This window comes from Streptomyces sp. NPDC050625 (assembly GCF_040654755.1).
Taxonomy (GTDB): domain Bacteria; phylum Actinomycetota; class Actinomycetes; order Streptomycetales; family Streptomycetaceae; genus Streptomyces.
Genome location: NZ_JBFAIQ010000006.1, coordinates 373,677 through 393,893, shown reverse-complemented (window position 1 = coordinate 393,893; position 20,217 = coordinate 373,677). Strand labels below are relative to the sequence as shown.

Annotated in this window: 18 protein-coding genes; 2 read left to right on the top strand and 16 right to left on the bottom strand. The window is 71.0% G+C overall.

The window, feature by feature from the left end; genetic code table 11:
- Positions 1-39: 39 nt before the first annotated feature.
- Complete coding sequence (locus AB0I54_RS17500; protein ID WP_363296853.1) at positions 40-582, top strand: hypothetical protein; 543 nt, start codon at positions 40-42, stop codon at positions 580-582.
- Between the two features lie 825 nt (positions 583-1,407).
- Here the strand turns inward: AB0I54_RS17500 and AB0I54_RS17495 are convergent.
- The 14 genes from AB0I54_RS17495 to pyrR form a co-directional block, all read right to left on the bottom strand.
- Positions 1,408-3,555: a primosomal protein N' gene (locus AB0I54_RS17495; RefSeq protein ID WP_363296852.1), complete on the bottom strand. Its 2,148-nt coding sequence runs from the start codon at positions 3,553-3,555 to the stop codon at positions 1,408-1,410.
- A gap of 285 nt (positions 3,556-3,840) precedes the next feature.
- Positions 3,841-5,049 carry a methionine adenosyltransferase gene (metK, locus tag AB0I54_RS17490; RefSeq protein WP_363296851.1) on the bottom strand — a complete coding sequence of 403 codons (1,209 nt, stop codon included), beginning with the start codon at positions 5,047-5,049 and terminating at the stop codon, positions 3,841-3,843.
- 238 nt (positions 5,050-5,287) lie between these two features.
- Complete coding sequence (coaBC, locus tag AB0I54_RS17485; RefSeq protein ID WP_363296850.1) at positions 5,288-6,490, bottom strand: bifunctional phosphopantothenoylcysteine decarboxylase/phosphopantothenate--cysteine ligase CoaBC; 1,203 nt, start codon at positions 6,488-6,490, stop codon at positions 5,288-5,290.
- 162 nt (positions 6,491-6,652) lie between these two features.
- Entirely contained in the window at positions 6,653-6,925 is a 273-nt protein-coding gene (gene rpoZ / locus AB0I54_RS17480; RefSeq protein WP_005319902.1) for a DNA-directed RNA polymerase subunit omega, read from the bottom strand.
- Positions 6,926-6,963: 38 nt separating this feature from the next.
- Complete coding sequence (gmk, locus tag AB0I54_RS17475; protein WP_363296849.1) at positions 6,964-7,557, bottom strand: guanylate kinase; 594 nt, start codon at positions 7,555-7,557, stop codon at positions 6,964-6,966.
- Between the two features lie 60 nt (positions 7,558-7,617).
- Positions 7,618-7,941, bottom strand: coding sequence for an integration host factor (locus AB0I54_RS17470; RefSeq protein ID WP_003977346.1), 324 nt, complete (start codon positions 7,939-7,941; stop codon positions 7,618-7,620).
- Between the two features lie 300 nt (positions 7,942-8,241).
- The gene (gene pyrF / locus AB0I54_RS17465) at positions 8,242-9,087 is read right to left on the bottom strand and encodes an orotidine-5'-phosphate decarboxylase (protein ID WP_363296848.1); all 846 of its coding nucleotides are present in this window, start codon (positions 9,085-9,087) and stop codon (positions 8,242-8,244) included.
- Positions 9,084-10,199, bottom strand: coding sequence for a quinone-dependent dihydroorotate dehydrogenase (locus tag AB0I54_RS17460; RefSeq protein WP_363296847.1), 1,116 nt, complete (start codon positions 10,197-10,199; stop codon positions 9,084-9,086). Before AB0I54_RS17460 ends, pyrF begins: the two co-directional genes overlap by 4 nt.
- Positions 10,200-10,254: 55 nt before the next feature.
- Positions 10,255-13,563 carry a carbamoyl-phosphate synthase large subunit gene (gene carB / locus AB0I54_RS17455; RefSeq protein ID WP_363296846.1) on the bottom strand — a complete coding sequence of 1,103 codons (3,309 nt, stop codon included), beginning with the start codon at positions 13,561-13,563 and terminating at the stop codon, positions 10,255-10,257.
- Positions 13,556-14,728 carry a glutamine-hydrolyzing carbamoyl-phosphate synthase small subunit gene (gene carA / locus AB0I54_RS17450; RefSeq protein WP_363296845.1) on the bottom strand — a complete coding sequence of 391 codons (1,173 nt, stop codon included), beginning with the start codon at positions 14,726-14,728 and terminating at the stop codon, positions 13,556-13,558. The genes carB and carA overlap by 8 nt, the downstream gene beginning before the upstream one ends.
- On the bottom strand, positions 14,725-15,303 hold the full coding sequence (locus AB0I54_RS17445; protein ID WP_363296844.1) for a hypothetical protein: 579 nt from the start codon (positions 15,301-15,303) through the stop codon (positions 14,725-14,727). Before AB0I54_RS17445 ends, carA begins: the two co-directional genes overlap by 4 nt.
- Positions 15,300-16,586 (bottom strand): dihydroorotase, encoded by a 1,287-nt coding sequence (locus tag AB0I54_RS17440; RefSeq protein ID WP_363296953.1) that lies wholly within the window; start codon positions 16,584-16,586, stop codon positions 15,300-15,302. The genes AB0I54_RS17445 and AB0I54_RS17440 overlap by 4 nt, the downstream gene beginning before the upstream one ends.
- Before the next feature lie 14 nt (positions 16,587-16,600).
- On the bottom strand, positions 16,601-17,581 hold the full coding sequence (locus tag AB0I54_RS17435; protein WP_363296843.1) for an aspartate carbamoyltransferase catalytic subunit: 981 nt from the start codon (positions 17,579-17,581) through the stop codon (positions 16,601-16,603).
- 95 nt (positions 17,582-17,676) lie between these two features.
- Entirely contained in the window at positions 17,677-18,258 is a 582-nt protein-coding gene (gene pyrR, locus AB0I54_RS17430) for a bifunctional pyr operon transcriptional regulator/uracil phosphoribosyltransferase PyrR (protein WP_363296842.1), read from the bottom strand.
- A gap of 254 nt (positions 18,259-18,512) precedes the next feature.
- On the opposite strand from pyrR, the gene bldD reads away from it, so the two are divergent.
- Positions 18,513-19,016 carry a transcriptional regulator BldD gene (gene bldD / locus AB0I54_RS17425; protein ID WP_086170636.1) on the top strand — a complete coding sequence of 168 codons (504 nt, stop codon included), beginning with the start codon at positions 18,513-18,515 and terminating at the stop codon, positions 19,014-19,016.
- Positions 19,017-19,212: 196 nt separating this feature from the next.
- On the opposite strand, the gene nusB is transcribed toward bldD, so the two are convergent.
- Both nusB and efp read right to left on the bottom strand, forming a co-directional pair.
- Positions 19,213-19,647 (bottom strand): transcription antitermination factor NusB, encoded by a 435-nt coding sequence (gene nusB / locus AB0I54_RS17420; protein WP_363296841.1) that lies wholly within the window; start codon positions 19,645-19,647, stop codon positions 19,213-19,215.
- Between the two features lie 2 nt (positions 19,648-19,649).
- Positions 19,650-20,216 (bottom strand): elongation factor P, encoded by a 567-nt coding sequence (gene efp / locus AB0I54_RS17415; RefSeq protein WP_046726575.1) that lies wholly within the window; start codon positions 20,214-20,216, stop codon positions 19,650-19,652.
- Position 20,217 lies beyond the last annotated feature (1 nt).

Here is a 20,217-nt window from a genome sequence, read left to right as displayed (position 1 = left end):
GGCCCAATTCCTTTCAACGCCGGTTCGAGAGGCTTGTTCATGGCCGACCACGCAACCCACGACGCCCAGGCCCGGGCCAGCCTGCACTTGCTGGTGCGGGACATCGAGCGGGTCCGCCGCCAGGTGGACGCACTGCGCACGCTCACCGCCCAGTTGGGCAACGTCTACCGCCCGCGCCGCTCCGGCCCCTCCACGGGCTTCGTCGTCTACGGACGCGCCCCCGCCCCGACCGTGCGTCTCGCGCAGGAACTCCGGGACAGCGTCGAGACCCTGGTCACGGCCGCCGTGGACTTCGACCGCTCGCTCGGCTTCTCGTGGGACGCGGTGGGCTCCGCACTCGGCGTCACCAAGCAGGCGGTGCACCGCCGTTACGGCGCCCGGCGCGCCGCCGCCCAGGCTGCCGCCGAGACCGAGCACACCACGGAGCCGTCCGGGACCCGCACGCTCAATGTGAACACCGGCCTCCCCTCGGTCCCCACGGTCCCCGCGGCCCGCTCCATGCCGACCCAGCCCACAGCGGGCAGCCCCACGCTCCGCGACGAGGCCAGGCCCACGGCCTTCCCCAGCCCGCGCAACGGCTGACGCATTCTCACGCCGCCCTCCCGGCAGGCATCCGGGAGGGCAGCCGCATGCCCGGCCTCACCTCGCCGCCGAGGGCTTCACCGACATCAGTGGACCTGACCCGATGTCCGTGGACGTGCCCCGACTTTGGTGGGCCTGCCCCGACTTCCGTGGGTCCCCTCCGATGGCCGCGGGCCCGAGCCAATGGCTGCGGGTCTCCCCCGACGACCGTGAGCCTGACCCGATGGCCGCGGGCCCGAGTCGACGGCCGCGGGTCTCCCCCGATGCCCGCGGGCCCGAGCCGATGGCTGCGGGCGCCACCCGACCTCCGCCCGGCCCCATCCGATGGCCGCGGGCCCGACCCGATCGCTGCGGGCCCTACCCGACCTCCGCCGGGCCCCATCCGATGGCCGCGGGCCCCACCCGACCTCCGCCGGGCCCCATCCGATGGCCGCGGGCCCCACCCGACCTCCGCCCGGCCCCATCCGATGGCCGTGAGCCCGACCCGATCGCTGCGGGCCCCACCCGACCTCCGCAGGGCCCCACCCGATGGCCGTGAGCCTGACCGGACGGCCGCGGGCCCCACCCGACCTCCGCCGGGCCCCACCCGATGGCCGCGGGCCCCACCCGACCTCCGCAGGGCCCCACCCGACCTCCGCCGGGCCCCACCCGACCTCCGCCGGGCCCCATCCGATGGCCGTGAGCCCGACCCGATCGCTGCGGGCCCCACCCGACCTCCGCAGGTCTCACCCGATGGCCGTGAGCCTGACTGGATGGCCGCGGGGCCCATCCGATGGCCGCGGGTCTCACCCGACGAGCGCGCACCCCACCCGGCCTCCGCGTACCTCACCCGATGTCCGGCGGATCGATCCGCACCCGTACGGCCTCCCCGCTCCCCCGCGCCATCCGCGCGGCCTGCGCCGACTTCAGCGCGGATGCCAGCGCCGCCCCGCTTCCCGGCGGCACCCGCACTAGCGCGCGCTCCCAGTGCTCCCCGGGCGGTGGCGCCCCGGTCCGTCTCGGCCGCCCCGGAAGGGTGAGCGGCATCGGCACGGGCCCCAACACCTCGGCATCCGACGGCAGTTCGACCGTTTGCAGGAACTCCGCGACCGCCTCCGCCGTGCCCGACACCGCGGCCATCCGGGACACCGGCGGAAATCCCAGCTCCGCTCGCTCGGAGAGCTCCCGCACCGCGTGTCCGACGGGGTCCCAGCGCACCAGCGCCTGTACCGGTCGCAGCGTCGGCTCGGCGACGACCACCACGGTGCCCCGGTCCCCCTGCGGCCGCACGAGCGCACAGGCACCGATCCACCGGCGCAGCGCGTCCTCTCCGGCCCGCAGGTCGGGACGGCTCAGCATGGCCCAGCCGTCCAGCAGCAGGGCCGCCGCATAGCCGCCCTCGGCGACGGGTTCGGCCCCGGGTGTGCTCACGACCAGCGCGGGAGTCCCCGGCACCGTGTCCAGCACGTGCTCCCGCCCCGAGGTGCGCACCGGTACGGCGGGAAAGGCCCGCCCCATTTCCTCGGCGGTCCGCCGCGCCCCCACGACCTGGGCCCGCAGCCGGAAGCCGCCGCACTCCGGACAGTGCCAGGCACCTTCCTCGCGACCGCACCACCCGCACCGCAGCGCCCCCGCGCCCTGCGCCTCCAACGGCCCGGAGCAGTGCCGGCACCGCGCGGGCGCCCGGCACTGGGCACAGGCCATGCGCGGCACATAGCCCCGCCGGGGCACCTGCACGAGGACCGGCCCGTGCTTGAGTCCCTCCCGGACCGTCTGCCAGGCAAGCGTCGGCAGCCGGGCGGCACGCGCGGCCTCGTCCCGGGCGAGGTCGCCGTCCCCCACCGTCCGCACCAGGGGCGCGGCCAGCCGCACCTGCTCCCGGCCCGCGATCAGGGGACGCGCCCAGCCGTTCTCCACGAGCTGCGCGGCCTCCACGGTGCAGCTCCAGCCGCCCAGCAGGAAGCCGCACCTGTCCAGGGCCGCGCGCAGCAGGAGCACGTCCCGGGCGTGCGGCTGCGGCGCGTGCTGCTCGCTGTGGCTGTCGTCCCCGTCGTCCCAGATGGCGACGAGTCCGAGGTCCTGCACGGGCGCGAACATGGCGGCCCGCGTGCCGACGACGGCCCGTACGGAACCCCGCCGCACGGCGAGCCACTGTGCGTATCGCTTCTCGGGCCCGGCATCGGCGGTGAGCAGCGCGTGGCGTCCCTCGCCGAGCAGCGCGGTCAGCGCCGTGTCGACCCGGGCGGCGGCCCGTCCGTCCGGTACGACGACGAGCGCGCCGCGTCCCGAGGCGAGGGTCGCCGCGACGGCCCGCGCGAGTTCCTCGCTCCACTCCGGTCCGGGCAGCGCGTTCCACACGGCACGGGGCGCGCCGCCCGAGGCCAGCGACTCGACGAAGGCCGGCCCGTGCTCGTACCGGGACCAGGACCCGGCGTCGGGAGCCGGCGGCGGTGGCAGTGGCGGGGGCGAGGGGCGCTGTTCGGCTCGCGCGCTGCGCGGTGGCACGGCCAGTTGCAGCACATCGGCGAGGCTGCCCGCGTACCGGTCGGCGACGGCCCTGGCCAGGCCGAGGAGTTCCGCGCTCAGCACGGGTTCGGGCGACACCACCTGGGCCAGCGCGGCCAGCGGCCCCGAGTAGTCGGACTCGGCCCGCCGCTCCACCAGGAAGCCGTCGATGAGTCCGCCGCCCTCGCGGCGCCCGTCCCGCACGCGGTGCCTGCCGGCCCCGAACCGCACCCGCACCCGCACCCCGGGCTGGGCCTCGGCGTCCAGTTCCTCGGGCACGGCGTAGTCGAAGTACCGGTCGAGGTGGAGCACGCCCTTGTCGACCAGCACCCGTGCGACGGGCAGCTCCTTGGCGAGCGCGGCCCCGCGCCAGGTCCGGGGCTTGGCCCGGGGCACCTTGGCGCCCCGCACGCTCTCCCGGATGAGCGCGAGCTGCTCCGGCGGCGCCACTTCGGCCCCGCCGTCCCCCTGCCCGTTCTCGCTGCTCACGCTTGCATTTTTACCAAAAGCCACTGACAACCGACGCCCGCCCGAGACCAACCCTGCCACGGCCGCCGTCAGGCGCTGACTTCTGCCTTGGGCCACTCGGCCATACCGGTCCAGGACCGGCAGCAGGATTCGAACCTGCGTGGAAATCATTCCGGAAGTTGAAGTACCCGTGCCCCTCGCACCGGGTGGCGTCGTTTGCTTCGGTGGAGTGCGCCGGGTTGTGAAACGCCGAGGCCCGGCCCCCGAAGGGAAGCCGGGCCACGGCGGGAAGGCGGCACTCGGGACTTACAGCCCCGCGGCGTTGCGCAGGGCGTCCACGCGGTCCGTGCGCTCCCAGGTGAAGTCGGGAAGCTCGCGGCCGAAGTGGCCGTACGCCGCGGTCTGGGCGTAGATCGGGCGGAGCAGGTCGAGGTCGCGGATGATGGCGGCCGGGCGGAGGTCGAAGACCTCGTCGATCGCCTTCTCGATCTTCTCGGGCTCGACCTTGTGGGTGCCGAAGGTCTCGACGAAGAGACCGACGGGCTCGGCCTTGCCGATCGCGTAGGCGACCTGGACCTCGCAGCGCGAGGCCAGGCCCGCGGCGACGACGTTCTTGGCGACCCAGCGCATCGCGTACGCCGCCGAGCGGTCCACCTTGGACGGGTCCTTGCCGGAGAACGCGCCGCCGCCGTGGCGGGCCATGCCGCCGTACGTGTCGATGATGATCTTTCGGCCGGTCAGACCCGCGTCGCCCATCGGGCCGCCGATCTCGAAGCGGCCGGTCGGGTTGACCAGCAGGCGGTAGCCCTCGGTGTCCAGCTTGATGCCCTCGTCCAGGAGCGCCTTCAGCTCCGGCTCCACGACGAACTCACGGATGTCGGGGGCGAGCAGCGACTCCAGGTCGATGTCGCTCGCGTGCTGCGAGGAGACGACCACCGTGTCGAGGCGGACCGCCTTGTCGCCGTCGTACTCGATGGTGACCTGCGTCTTGCCGTCCGGGCGCAGGTAGGGGATCGTGCCGTTCTTGCGGACGTCCGAGAGACGCTTGGACAGGCGGTGCGCCAGGAAGATCGGGAGCGGCATCAGCGTCGGCGTCTCGTCCGTCGCGTAGCCGAACATCAGGCCCTGGTCGCCCGCGCCCTGCTTGTCGAGCTCGTCGTCGTCACCCTCGACCCGGGTCTCGTACGCCTTGTCCACACCCTGGGCGATGTCCGGCGACTGCGCGCCGATGGACACCGACACACCGCAGGAGGCGCCGTCGAAGCCCTTCTTGGAGGAGTCGTAGCCGATCTCCAGGATCGTGTTACGGACCAGCGTCGCGATGTCCGCGTACGTCTTGGTCGTGACCTCACCGGCCACGTGCACCAGGCCCGTGGTGATCAGTGTCTCCACGGCGACCCGGGAGGTCGGGTCCTCGCGCAGAAGCGCGTCGAGAATGGTGTCGCTGATCTGGTCAGCGATCTTGTCGGGGTGACCCTCGGTCACAGACTCCGAGGTGAACAGTCGACGGGACACAACGCTCCCTGGGGTTGCAGCGGCTGCTGGCTGATCATTGTCGGACGACACGGGGGCTGCGCCCGGCGTCGTCCGAGAACAGTTTATCGGTCGTGCTCCGCCACCGGCCCACCCGTCTCGCCTCTCGGGAGCGCTGTGACCTGCGGCACGCGCATTCTGCCCAATGCCGAGCGCCATTGGCCAGTGTCGCCACGCGACAATGTCACCGGGGAAGGCGCCGCCGCACGGCCGAAACGACTCAGGCCAGACGGGGCCCGACCAGGTCCCAGACGATGTCGGCCAGCGCCTCCTTCGGGCCGTGCGGTACGGGCGTCTCACTGCCGTCCGCGCCCAGCACGACGGCCTCGTTCTCCTCGGCACCGAAGGTCTTGCGCTCCCCCACCTCGTTCACCACGAGGAGGTCGCATCCCTTGCGTGCCAGCTTCGCCCGGCCGTTGGCGAGGACGTCGTCCGTCTCGGCGGCGAAACCGACAATCACCTGTCCGGGGCGCGCCCGGTCGGCTGAGATCTCCGCGAGGATGTCCGGATTCCGCACCAGCACGACCGGCTCCGGGTCCTGGCCGTCCTTCTTCTTGATCTTCCCCGAGGCGTAGTTCGCGGGCCGGAAGTCCGCGACGGCTGCGGCCATCACCACCGCGTCGGCGTCCGCGGCCGCCTTCAGCACCGCCTCGCGCAACTGCACGGCCGTGCCGACCGGGACGACGTCCACGCCGGCCGGGTCCGGCAGGCCGGTGTTCGCCGCGATCAGCGTCACCCGGGCGCCCCGCGCGGCGGCCGTACGCGCCAGGGCGTAGCCCTGCTTGCCGGAGGAGCGGTTGCCGAGGAAGCGGACCGGGTCGAGGGGCTCACGGGTGCCGCCGGCGCTGACCACGACATGCCGGCCCTTCAGGTCCGGCTCGGTGACGCCCCGGGCCAGCACCCGGCGGCAGACCTCGAATATCTCGGCGGGGTCGGGCAGCCGGCCCTTGCCGGTGTCGACGCCGGTGAGGCGGCCGACCGCCGGCTCGATCACGACGGCGCCGCGGCGGCGCAGCGTCGCCACGTTCTCCTGGGTGGCCGGGTGCTCCCACATCTCGGTGTGCATGGCCGGGGCGAAGACGACCGGACAGCGGGCGGTGAGGAGCGTGTTGGTGAGGAGGTCGTCGGCGAGGCCGTGGGCGGCCTTGGCGAGCATGTCGGCCGTGGCCGGAGCCACCACCACCAGGTCGGCGTGCTGGCCGATGCGGACGTGCGGGACCTCGTGGACGCCGTCCCAGACCTCGGTGGAGACGGGGTTGCCGGACAGGGCGGACCAGGTGGCCGCGCCGACGAAGTGCAGCGCGGAGGCGGTCGGGACCACGCGGACGTCATGACCGGACTCCGTCAGCCTCCGCAGCAGCTCACAGGCCTTGTACGCGGCGATGCCGCCGCTGACCCCCAGAACGACCCTTGGCTTGTCCACCGTGGCTCCCCGAACTCGACAACGTACGAAACGCGATCTCGACAACGTACGACTCAATGCTGCATCACGGGCCGGGAACGACCCCCGCACCCCCGAGCACACCACAGGCCCGGCAGTCGTGCTGCCGGGCCTGTGGATAAAGCCAACCGCAATCTGAAAGTACTACTGCGCCGGGCCCTCGATGGCCTCGGACGTCAGCAGACCGGCGTTGATCTCCCGCAGGGCGATCGAGAGCGGCTTCTCGTGGACGTGGGTGTCGACGAGCGGACCGACGTACTCGAGGAGGCCCTCGCCGAGCTGCGAGTAGTACGCGTTGATCTGGCGGGCCCGCTTGGCCGCATAGATCACGAGGCTGTACTTCGAGTCGGTGGCCTCGAGGAGCTCGTCGATCGGCGGGTTGATGATGCCCTCGGGCGCGGTGATGGAAGAGGACACGCTCTACCTTCCGAAAGATGGGAAAAGATCAGACACGATCACACAACGTCCATCAAGGCTAGCAGCTCGCGGGCCACGTCCTGGACAGAGGTGTTGACCAAGGTCACGTCGAACTCCGGCTCGGCCGCCAGCTCGATCCTGGCCGCCTCCAGGCGGCGCTCGATCACCTCGGGCGGCTCGGTGCCCCGGCCCGTGAGCCTGCGCACGAGCTCCTCCCAGGAGGGAGGAGCCAGGAACACCAGCTGGGCCTCCGCCATGGAGTCACGGACCTGCCGGGCGCCCTGGAGGTCGATCTCCAGGAGAACCGGCACACCGGCCTCCAGGTGCTCCAGCACGGCCGCACGCGGCGTGCCGTAGCGGTTGCCGGCGAATTCGGCCCACTCCAGCAGCTCGCTGTTGGCGATCAGCTTGTCCATCTCCTCGTCGGTGACGAAGAAGTAGTGGACACCGTGCTTCTCGCCGGGGCGGGGCTGACGGGTGGTCGCCGACACCGAGAGCCAGACCTCGGGGTGTTCCTTGCGCATATGGGCGACGACCGTGCTCTTGCCGACCCCGGAGGGGCCGGAGAGCACGGTCAGCCGCGGACGTACGTCCGGGGGCTCGGGGGTCGTCCCCCGGAATGTTGCAGCCATGCAGCGATTATTCCAGCAATCCCGGGTTGCCCGGGACGCCGGTCCCGGACTGCCCAGTACTCAGGAACCGGTGCTGCCGAACTCGCGCTCCAGGGAGGCGATCTGGTTGGAACCGAGGCCGCGCACGCGGCGGCTCTCGGAGATACCGAGTCGCTCCATGATCTGCTTGGCGCGGACCTTGCCCACGCCCGGCAGGGACTCGAGCAGGGCGGAGACCTTCATCTTGCCGATGACGTCGTTCTCCTGGCCCTGCTTGATGACCTCGTGAAGAGAGGCGCCGGAGTGCTTGAGTCGATTCTTGACCTCGGCCCGCTCCCGGCGAGCCGCGGCGGCCTTTTCGAGCGCGGCTGCGCGCTGTTCAGGGGTAAGGGGCGGAAGAGCCACGCCTACGTCACCTCGGATGTCGAACTGTCGGATACGGACCGGTGAGGAACCTAGTCGCCCCACACCTGGGGAGCCACGAGCAACACGCCTGCCCGTTGACTCTGCTCGGAGACTAGCGGTCGAGACCGCCAGAGTCAGCGAGAACAGCGGAAAAGTCCTGGTCAGCCTCCGTCAGGCCGGACATTTCAGACATACTGCCCCGGATTTGAGGATGTATTCAGACTCAAGACGTCCAGGCGTCCCTCACCGGAACACCCTTCGGACACATACCCAAGCCCCGACGGAGACTCATCGGAGGACTCAGACGGCCGTCACGGCCGCCCTGATCTCCTCCGCGAAGCGGTCCGCGGCCGAGCGCAGCGCTCCGACCTCGGGACCGTGACGCAGAACACCCCGGCTGACGTTCGGCACGACATTGCGCACCGCCGCCCCGAAGACCCCGGGAAGATCGGCCGGGGTCGCCCCCTGGGCGCCGATGCCGGGGGCGAGGAGCGGACCGTTGATGTCGAGGTCGTACGACGACAGGTCGCCGAGCGTGGCGCCCACGACCGCCCCGAAGGAGCCCAGGGGCTCCTCCCCCGCGTTCTCGGCCGCCAGGTGGGCCAGCATCGTCGCACCGATGTTCCGGCCGCCGGCCCGCACCGCGTGCTGCACCTCGCCGCCCTCCGGGTTGGAGGTCAGCGCCAGCACGAACAGACCCGCGCCGCTCTCCCGTGCCAGCGCGATCGCCGGGCTCAGCGAGCCGTAGCCGAGGTACGGCGAGACGGTCAGGGCGTCCGAGAACAGCGGGGCGTCCTTGTGCAGGAAGGCCTCGGCGTAGGCGGCCATGGTCGAGCCGATGTCGCCGCGCTTGGCGTCCATGACGACCAGCGCACCGGCCGCGCGTGCCTCCTCGACGGTCCGTTCCAGGACGGCGACGCCCCGCGAGCCGAAGCGCTCGAAGAACGCGCTCTGCGGCTTGAGCACGGCCACCCGGTCGGCCATCGCCTCGACGACCGTGCGGCTGAACCGCTCCAGGCCGGCGATGTCGTCGTTCAGTCCCCACTCCGTGAGCAGCGACGCGTGCGGGTCGATGCCGACGCACAGCGGGCCGCGCTCGTCCATGGCCCGGCGCAGGCGTGCGCCGAAGGGTTCCAGGGCGGTCATACCGTCTTTCCTGCCTTCCTGACATCGGCGCCGACCGCGTCGGCGAGGGTCGCGTACGGGCTCGTACGGAGCCGGGCGGCGAGCCCCTTGTGGATCGCGCGGCCCCAGAAGGGCCCCTCGTAGATGAAGGCGCTGTAGCCCTGGACCAGCGTGGCGCCCGCCAGGATCCGTTGCCAGGCGTCCTCGGCGTTCTCGATGCCGCCCACGCCCACCAGGGTGATCCGGTCGCCCACGCGCGCGTACAGCCGGCGCAGGACCTCCAGGGAGCGCGCCTTCAGCGGGGCGCCGGACAGCCCGCCGGTCTCCTTGACGAGGGACGGGTCCGACTTCAGAGCGAGGCCCTCGCGCGCGATGGTGGTGTTCGTGGCGATGATCCCGTCCAGGCCGAGCTCGACGGCCAGGTCGGCCACGGCGTCCACGTCCTCGTCCGCGAGGTCCGGCGCGATCTTCACCAGCAGCGGGACCCGGCGGTGGGACACCGCGCGGTCGGCGGCCTCGCGCACGGCGGTCAGCAGCGGGCGCAGCGCCTCGGTCGCCTGCAGGTTGCGCAGCCCGGGCGTGTTCGGCGAGGAGACGTTGACCACCAGGTAGTCGGCGTACGGCGCGAGCCGCTGGGCGGACTTCACGTAGTCGCCCACGGCCTCCGCCTCCGGGACGACCTTGGTCTTGCCGATGTTCACGCCCACGACGGTCGGGAAGACCGGCTCACGGGTCGCGAGGCGGGCCGCGACGGCGAGGGAGCCGTCGTTGTTGAAGCCCATGCGGTTGATCAACGCACGGTCCGGGACGAGGCGGAACAGCCGCTTCCTGGGATTTCCGGGCTGCCGCTCGCCCGTCACCGTGCCGATCTCGACGTGGTCGAAGCCCAGCATCGCCATTCCGTCGACGGCGACGGCGTTCTTGTCGAAGCCGGCGGCGAGGCCGAAGGGGCCGTGCATCCGCAGCCCGAGCGCCTCCGTCCGCAGCTCCTTGTAGCGGGGCGCGAGGGCGGCCGCGAGGAAGGTGCGCAGCACCGGGACGCGGACGGCGAGGCGGATCCAGCGGAAGGCCAGGTGGTGGGCCTGCTCCGGGTCCATCCGTTTGAAAACCAGACGGAAGAAAAGCTTGTACATGTCGGTGTCCTCATGAAGAGGGGGACACCGTTTTCCGGTGTCCCCCTCAGGGCTGCTAGTCGCGGGCCGCGGTCAGGTGTTCCGCGTGTTCCTGGAGCGAACGCACGCCCACGTCGCCGTGGTTGAGGGCGTCGATGCCCTGGACCGCGGCGGCGAGCGCCTGCACCGTCGTCAGGCAGGGCACGGACCGCGCCACGGCCGCCGTACGGATCTCGTAGCCGTCGAGGCGGCCGCCGGTGCCGTACGGGGTGTTGACGATCAGGTCGACCTCGCCGTCGTGGATGAGCTGGACGATCGTCCGCTCACCGTTCGGTCCGACGCCCTCCGACTGCTTGCGCACGATGGTGGCGTGGATGCCGTTGCGCTTGAGGACCTCGGCCGTGCCGGACGTGGCCAGCAGCTCGAAGCCGTGCGCGACCAGTTCACGGGCCGGGAAGATCATCGAGCGCTTGTCCCGGTTGGCGACCGAGATGAAAGCCCGGCCCTTCGTCGGCAGCGGGCCGTAGGCACCCGCCTGGGACTTGGCGTAGGCGGTGCCGAAGACGGAGTCGATGCCCATGACCTCGCCGGTGGAGCGCATCTCCGGGCCGAGGACGGTGTCCACGCCGCGGCCGTGGATGTCACGGAACCGCGACCACGGCATGACCGCCTCCTTGACGGAGATCGGCGCGTCGAACGGCAGCTCGCCGCCGTCGCCGGTGGCCGGCAGCAGCCCCTCGGCGCGCAGCTCGGCGATGGTCGCGCCCAGGGAGATCCGGGCGGCGGCCTTGGCCAGCGGGACCGCGGTCGCCTTCGAGGTGAAGGGGACGGTTCGGGACGCGCGCGGGTTGGCCTCCAGGACGTAGAGGATGTCGCCCGCCATCGCGAACTGGATGTTGATCAGGCCCCGCACGCCCACGCCCTCGGCGATGGCCTCGGTCGAGGCGCGCAGCCGCTTGATGTCGAAGCCGCCCAGCGTGATCGGGGGCAGCGCACAGGCCGAGTCGCCGGAGTGGATGCCGGCCTCCTCGATGTGCTCCATGACGCCGCCGAGGTAGAGCTCGTGGCCGTCGTAGAGGGCGTCGACGTCGATCTCGATCGCGTCGTCGAGGAACCGGTCGACCAGCACCGGGCGCGAGGGGCTGATCTCCGTCGACTCCGCGATGTAGGAGGACAGCCGGGTCTCGTCGTACACGATCTCCATGCCGCGTCCGCCGAGGACGTACGACGGGCGGACGAGCACCGGGTAGCCGATCTCGTCGGCGATGGCCTTGGCCTCGGCGAAGGTCGTGGCGGTGCCGTGCTTGGGGGCCGGGAGGCCCGCCTCGGCCAGCACCCGCCCGAAGGCACCCCGGTCCTCCGCCGCGTGGATGGCCTCGGGGGACGTGCCCACGATCGGCACGCCGTTGTCCTTGAGCGCCTGCGACAGACCCAGCGGCGTCTGGCCGCCCAGCTGGACCACCACACCGGCGACCGGACCGGCCTGACGCTCCGCGTGGACGATCTCCAGCACGTCCTCGAGGGTCAGCGGCTCGAAGTACAGGCGGTCGGAGGTGTCGTAGTCCGTGGAGACGGTCTCCGGGTTGCAGTTGACCATCACGGTCTCGTACCCGGCGTCGCTGAGCGCGAAGGAGGCGTGGACGCACGAGTAGTCGAACTCGATGCCCTGCCCGATCCGGTTCGGACCGGAGCCGAGGATGATGACCGCGGGCTTCTCGCGCGGCGCGACCTCGGTCTCCTCGTCGTAGGAGGAGTAGAAGTACGGCGTCCGCGCCGCGAACTCGGCGGCGCAGGTGTCCACCGTCTTGTAGACGGGCCGGATCCCGAGCGCGTGGCGGACCTCGCGCACGACGTCCTCGCGCAGCCCGCGGATCTCGCCGATCTGCTGGTCGGAGAAGCCGTGCCGCTTGGCCTCGGCCAGCAGCTCCGGGGTGAGCTCGGCGGCCTCGGCCAGCTCGTCGGCGATCTCCTTGATGAGGAAAAGCTGGTCGACGAACCACGGGTCGATCTTCGTGGCCTCGAACACCTCCTCCTGGGTGGCGCCCGCGCGGATGGCCTGCATGACCGTGTTGATCCGGCCGTCGGTGGGCCGTACGGCCTCGCGCAGCAGTTCGTCCTTCTCGCCCGCCTCGCCGACGAAGGTGAACTGGCTGCCCTTCTTCTCCAGCGAGCGCAGCGCCTTCTGGAAGGCCTCGGTGAAGTTGCGGCCGATGGCCATGGCCTCGCCGACCGACTTCATGGTGGTGGTGAGGGTGGAGTCGGCCTGCGGGAACTTCTCGAAGGCGAACCGCGGGGCCTTCACGACGACGTAGTCGAGGGTCGGCTCGAAGGAGGCCGGGGTCTCCCGCGTGATGTCGTTCGGGATCTCGTCGAGGGTGTAGCCGACGGCGAGCTTGGCCGCGATCTTGGCGATCGGGAAGCCGGTCGCCTTGGACGCGAGGGCCGAGGAGCGCGACACGCGCGGGTTCATCTCGATGACGATGACCCGGCCGTCCTCGGGGTTCACCGCGAACTGGATGTTGCAGCCGCCGGTGTCGACGCCTACCTCGCGGATGACGGCGATGCCGATGTCCCGCAGGATCTGGTACTCGCGGTCGGTGAGCGTCATCGCCGGGGCGACGGTGATCGAGTCACCGGTGTGCACGCCCATGGGGTCGAAGTTCTCGATGGAGCAGACGACCACGACGTTGTCGTGCTTGTCGCGCATCAGCTCCAGCTCGTACTCCTTCCAGCCGAGGATGGACTCCTCCAGGAGCACCTCGGTGGTCGGTGAGAGGGTCAGGCCCTGGCCCGCGATGCGGCGCAGCTCGTCCTCGTCGTGGGCGAAGCCGGAGCCGGCGCCGCCCATCGTGAAGGACGGGCGGACGACGACCGGGTAGCCGCCGAGCTGCTCGACGCCCGCGAGGACGTCCTCCATGGAGTGGCAGATGACCGAGCGGGCGGACTCGCCGTGGCCGGTCTTCTGCCGGACCGCCTCGACGACCAGCTTGAACTGGTCGCGGTCCTCGCCCTTGTGGATGGCCTCGACGTTGGCGCCGATCAGTTCGACGCCGTACTTGTCCAGGACGCCGTTCTCGTGCAGCGAGATGGCGGTGTTGAGGGCCGTCTGGCCGCCCAGAGTGGGCAGCAGCGCGTCCGGCCGCTCCTTGGCGATGATCTTCTCGACGAAGTCCGGGGTGATCGGCTCGACATAGGTGGCGTCGGCGATCTCCGGGTCGGTCATGATCGTCGCCGGGTTGGAGTTCACGAGGACGACGCGCAGGCCCTCGGCGCGCAGGACGCGGCACGCCTGGGTGCCGGAGTAGTCGAACTCGGCGGCCTGGCCGATGACGATCGGGCCGGAGCCGATGACCAGGACGGACTGGATATCGGTGCGCTTAGGCACGCTGGCCCTCCATCAGGACTGTGTCCATCAAAGACGTGAAGCGGTCGAACAGGTAGGCGGCGTCGTGCGGACCGGCGGCCGCTTCGGGGTGGTACTGGACGCTGAAGGCCGGCTTGTCGAGGAGCCGGAGGCCCTCCACCACGTTGTCGTTGAGGCAGACGTGGGAGACCTCGACGCGGCCGAAGGGGGTGTCGGAGACCTGGTCGAGCGGGGCGTCCACGGCGAAGCCGTGGTTGTGCGCGGTGACCTCGACCTTGCCGGTCGTGCGGTCCTGCACCGGCTGGTTGATGCCCCGGTGGCCGTACTTCAGCTTGTAGGTGCCGAAGCCGAGCGCGCGGCCGAGGATCTGGTTGCCGAAGCAGATGCCGAAGAGCGGGGTGCCGCGCTCCAGGACCGCCCGCATGACGGAGACCGCGTGGTCGGCGGTTGCCGGGTCGCCGGGGCCGTTGGAGAAGAACACACCGTCGGGGTTGACGGCGTAGACGTCCTCGGCGGTCGCCGTGGCGGGCAGCACGTGCACCTCGATGCCGCGCTCGGCCATGCGGTGCGGGGTCATGCCCTTGATGCCGAGGTCGACGGCGGCGACGGTGTACTTCTTCTCCCCGATCGCGGGGACGACGTACGTCTCCTTGGTGGCGACCTCGGCGGAGAGGTCGGCGCCCTCCATCTCGGGGGCCTGGCGCACCTCGGCCAGCATCGTGCCCTCGTCGGGCAGCGCGTTTCCGGAGAAGATGCCGACGCGCATGGCGCCGCGCTCGCGCAGATGGCGGGTGAGCGCGCGGGTGTCGATGCAGCTGATGCCGACGATGCCCTGGTGGCGCAGTTCCTCGTCCAGCGAGCGCTTGGCGCGCCAGTTGGAGGGCACGCGCGCGGGGTCGCGCACGACGTAACCGGCGACCCAGATCCGCTTGGACTCGGGGTCCTCGTCGTTGACGCCGGTGTTGCCGACGTGCGGGGCGGTCATCACGACGACCTGGCGGTGGTACGACGGGTCGGTGAGGGTCTCCTGGTAGCCGGTCATGCCGGTGGAGAACACGGCTTCGCCGAAGGTCACCCCCGCGGCCCCGTAGGCGCGGCCGCGGAAGATCCGGCCGTCCTCCAGGACGAGTACGGCGGGAGCTGCCTTGTGCCTCTGTGAGGCGGCTCCCTTGATGGAGGTCGTCATCGTTCGGCGCCTTCCGTGCTGTTGGTCTTGATCATGGAGTTGATGGCGTCGACCCACTCGTTGTGCTCGGCCGCGCGGTCGGAGCGGAAGCCGGAGTCGATCAGCCGGTCCCCGTGAGCCCAGGTGACCACGAGCAGGCCGCCCTCGGTGAGGACCTTGCCCGCGATGCCCTTGTCGAGCCGGGCCTCGCGCAGCGCGGCGGCGGGGACGAAGAAGTCGGCCGCTCCGGGGCGTACGACGTCGAGGCCCGCGTCCGTCAGGGTGAGCTCGGCCCGGCTGCGGGTGCCCAGGCCGTGGGCCACGATGCGGTCCAGCCACTGCCCGGCGGTGGTGGAGCCGTGGTAGCGGCCGCTCATGCTCAGTCTGGCCGGGCCGAGGTCGTCCGGCGCGCTGGGCAGCTCCGGGACGTCACCCTGGAGGGTGCCCCGCCACTTCCAGCCCTCGCGCATCAGCCAGTAGACGAGCGCGACGAACAGGACGAGTCCGACGAGCCAGCCGGCCCGGGCGGCCCAGTCGGTGACCTCGGCCGACTTCTTCTCGGCCAGGTCGGCGGCCAGCAGGATTACAGGTGTCACGTGAGCTTCCCGTCGACGAGCGTCGCCTTGCCCCGCAGCCACGTGTGGGTGACACGTCCCGGCAGCTCACGTCCCTCGTACGGGGTGTTGCGGCTGCGCGAGGCGAAGCCCGCGGGGTCCACCTGGCCACGGTATGCGGTGTCGACGAGCGTGAGGTTGGCGGGCTCGCCTGCCGAGACGGGACGGCCGTGGCCCTCGGCCCGTCCGATCCGCGCGGGCTTGACGGACATGCGGTCGGCGACGCCGGCCCAGTCCAGCAGGCCCGTGTCGACCATGGTCTCCTGGACCACCGACAGCGCGGTCTCCAGGCCCACCATGCCCATGGCGGCCGCGGCCCACTCGCAGTCCTTGTCCTCGTGCGGGTGCGGGGCGTGGTCGGTGGCGACGATGTCGATCGTGCCGTCGGCGAGCGCCTCGCGCAGGGCCATGACGTCGCGCTCGGTGCGCAGCGGCGGGTTGACCTTGTACACCGGGTTGTAGCTGCGCACCATCTCTTCCGTCAGGAGGAGGTGGTGCGGGGTCACCTCGGCGGTGACGTCGATGCCGCGGGACTTGGCCCAGCGGACGATCTCGACGGACCCGGCGGTCGACAGATGGCAGATGTGGACGCGGGAGCCGACGTGCTCGGCGAGCAGGACGTCGCGGGCGATGACCGACTCCTCGGCGACGGCCGGCCAGCCGCCAAGGCCGAGTTCGGCGGAGACGACGCCCTCGTTCATCTGGGCGCCCTCGGTCAGCCGCGGCTCCTGCGCGTGCTGGGCGACGACGCCGCCGAAGGCCTTCACGTACTCCAGTGCGCGGCGCATGATCACGGCGTCGTCGACGCACTTGCCGTCGTCGGAGAAGACGGTCACGCCCGCCGCCGACTCGTGCATCGCGCCCAGTTCGGCGAGCTTCTTGCCCTCCAGGCCGACGGTGACGGCGCCGATGGGCTGCACATCGCAGTAGCCGTGCTCCTGGCCGAGCCGGTAGACCTGCTCGACGACACCGGCGGTGTCGGCGACCGGGAAGGTGTTGGCCATGGCGAACACGGCCGTGTAACCGCCGCTGGCGGCGGCGCGCGTGCCGGTCAGCACGGTCTCGGAGTCCTCGCGGCCCGGCTCGCGCAGATGGGTGTGCAGGTCGACCAGGCCCGGCAGCAGCACCTTGCCGGCGGCCTCGATCACCTCCGCGCCGTCGGCGCTCAGTCCGACGCCGACCTCGGCGATCGTCTCGCCGTCGATCAGCACGTCCTGCGGCTCGCCGCCGAGCACCTTCGCACCACGGATCAGGATCTTGCCCAGCTTGCTCATCGGTCCTACTTCTCCTCAAGGGTGCGGGCGTGGGTGACGGCGGGTTCGTTGCCGCCCAGCAGCAGATACAGAACGGCCATCCGGATGGAGACTCCGTTGGCCACCTGCTCGACGACGGTGCAGCGCTCGGAGTCGGCGACCTCGGCGGTGATCTCCATGCCGCGGACCATCGGGCCGGGGTGCATCACGATGGCGTGCTCGGGCATCTTGGCCATGCGGTCGCCGTCGAGGCCGTAGCGCCGCGAGTACTCGCGCTCGGTCGGGAAGAAGGCGGCGTTCATACGCTCGCGCTGCACGCGGAGCATCATCACGGCGTCGGACTTCGGCAGGGTGCTGTCGAGGTCGTACGACACCTCGCAGGGCCAGTTCCCGACGCCGACCGGCACCAGCGTGGGCGGGGCGACCAGGGTGACCTCGGCGCCGAGGGTGTGCAGCAGGTCGACGTTGGAGCGGGCGACGCGGCTGTGCAGCACGTCCCCGACGATGGTGATGCGCTTGCCGGCGAGGTCCTGGCCGAGCCCGGAGTCCCGGCCGATCAGCCGGCGGCGCATGGTGAAGGCGTCGAGCAGGGCCTGGGTGGGGTGCTGGTGGGTGCCGTCGCCGGCGTTGATGACCGCCGCGTCGATCCAGCCGGAGTTGGCCAGCCGGTAGGGGGCTCCGGAGGCGCCGTGCCGGATGACGACGGCGTCGACGCCCATCGCCTCCAGGGTCTGGGCGGTGTCCTTGAGGGACTCGCCCTTGGAGACGCTGGACCCCTTGGCGGAGAAGTTGATGACGTCCGCGGACAGACGCTTCTCCGCGGCTTCGAAGGAGATCCGGGTCCGCGTGGAGTCCTCGAAGAAGAGGTTGACGATCGTGCGGCCGCGCAGGGTCGGCAGCTTTTTGATCGGCCGGTCGGCGACCCGGGCCATCTCCTCGGCGGTGTCGAGGATCAGGACGGCGTCGTCGCGGGTGAGGTCGGCGGCCGAGATGAGATGACGCTGCATCTGTCAGGCTCCGTAAGGCAGTTCAGGTTTTGGGAGATTCCGGGCAGGCGGAGGCGCGGGTGCGGGGCGCACGGCGGGTGCCGTACGCAGCTGCGCTACTGCTGCTCGCCCGGGGCGGCCGGCTTCGCACCGAGCAGCACGGTGTCGCGACCGTCCTCCTCGGCGAGCTGGACCTTGACCGTCTCCCGCAGCGACGTGGGGAGGTTCTTGCCGACGTAGTCGGCGCGGATGGGCAGTTCGCGGTGGCCGCGGTCGACGAGGACCGCGAGCTGGACCGCCCGGGGGCGCCCGATGTCGTTCAGGGCGTCGAGGGCGGCGCGGATCGTGCGGCCGGAGAAGAGCACGTCGTCGACGAGGACGACCAGCCTGCCGTCGATGCCGTCACCGGGGATGTCGGTGCGGGCCAGCGCACGCGGCGGGTGCATGCGCAGGTCGTCGCGGTACATGGTGATGTCGAGGGAGCCGACCGGGATCTTGCGGTCGGTGACCTCTTCGAGCTTGGCGGCGAGCCGCTGGGCGAGGAAGACGCCCCGGGTCGGAATGCCGAGGAGCACCACGTCGTCGGCGCCCTTGGCGCGCTCGACGATCTCGTGGGCGATACGGGTCAACACCCGTGCGATGTCGGGCCCTTCGAGAACGGGCCGTGCATCGGACGCTTGAATGTCCTGCTTGTCCATACGAAACGGACCTCCTTCTCCGCCTCACGGGACGGACCTTAAAGGACGTCGGATTTGCGCCATCCACGGTAGCAGGTCGCGGCGACGCCCCTGATCACCCCCATGGCGTAATGGGCCACCGCTACCACGGAAGAGTCGGTGTGGACCATTCGGCTTGACGCGCGGGTGTCACGCTGCGTAACCTCACAGTGAGTTACCAGCCGCGCGGCTCGGAACCACAGCCGGCCGCGTCGACACAGTGTCCGGGGAGCCATATGTCCAGCGAATACGCCAAACAGCTCGGGGCCAAGCTCCGGGCCATCCGCACCCAGCAGGGCCTTTCCCTCCACGGTGTCGAGGAGAAGTCCCAGGGACGCTGGAAGGCGGTCGTGGTCGGTTCGTACGAGCGCGGCGACCGCGCCGTAACCGTGCAGCGCCTTGCGGAACTGGCCGATTTCTATGGTGTGCCGGTGCAGGAGCTGCTTCCGGGCACCACCCCGGGCGGCGCGGCCGAGCCGCCGCCGAAGCTGGTCCTGGACCTGGAGCGGCTCGCCACGGTCCCGGCCGAGAAGGCCGGCCCCCTGCAGCGGTACGCGGCGACGATCCAGTCCCAGCGCGGCGACTACAACGGCAAGGTGCTGTCGATCCGGCAGGACGACCTCCGCACACTCGCCGTCATCTACGACCAGTCGCCCTCGGTCCTGACCGAGCAGCTGATCAGCTGGGGTGTCCTGGACGCGGACGCGCGCCGTGCCGTGGCCACCCACGAGGAGAGCTGAGTCCGCTCAGCACTTGAGCAGAAACGTGCCGCCGGGGTGGCCGGAACTTCACGGTTCCGGCCACCCCGGCGGCTTTCTGCGGGCCTCACAGGGCTCACACGTACGAATACGCCAGAGGGCCCGCAGCAGTCGCGCTGCGGGCCCTGTGACGTCTGCACCGCTGAGGCCTTCGATGCCTCTTGGGCCTCGTTCCGGCTTACGCCTCGTCCCGGCGCAGCGAGGGCTTGAGCTCCTTCAGCCGCCCGAGCAGGCCGTTGACGAACGAGGGCGACTCGTCCGTGGAGAACTCCTTCGCCAGCTGCACCATCTCGTCGAGGACGACGGCGTCCGGGGTCTCGTCGACCCAGATCAGCTCGTACGCACCCAGCCGCAGGATGTTGCGGTCGACGACCGGCATGCGGTCGAGCGTCCAGCCGACCGCGTACTGCGCGATCAGCTCGTCGATGCGCCGCACGTGCTTCGCGTAGCCCTCGACCAGCTGCATCGTGTACTCGCTCACCGGCGGCTGCCGGTCGTCGGTCCGGGAGAGCCGGATCCAGTCCGCGAGAACCGTCAGGACATCGGCCCCGCGCTGATCGCCCTCGAAGAGGATCTGGAAGGCGCGCTTGCGGGCCGTGTTACGGGCAGCCACGGTTAGCTGTTCACCCGGCCGAGGTAGTCGCTCGTACGGGTGTCGACCTTGATCTTCTCACCGGTGGTGATGAAGAGCGGGACCTGGATCTGGTGACCGGTCTCCAGGGTGGCGGGCTTGGTGCCACCGGTGGAGCGGTCGCCCTGGACGCCCGGCTCGGTCTCCTGGATGGTCAGCTCGACGGCGGCCGGGAGCTCGACGAAGAGCACCTCGCCTTCGTGCTGGGCGACGACGGCCGTGAAGCCCTCGATCAGGAAGTTCGCGGCGTCGCCGACGGTCTTCCGGTCGATGTGCAGCTGGTCGTACGTGTCCATGTCCATGAAGACGAAGTACTCGCCGTCCATGTACGAGAACTGCATGTCGCGCTTGTCGACAGTGGCCGTCTCGACCTTGACGCCGGCGTTGAAGGTCTTGTCGACCACCTTGCCGGACAGCACGTTCTTGAGCTTGGTGCGCACGAAAGCGGGGCCCTTGCCGGGCTTGACGTGCTGGAACTCGACGACGGACCAGAGCTGGCCGCCTTCGAGCTTGAGCACCAGGCCGTTCTTGAGGTCGTTCGTGGAAGCCACG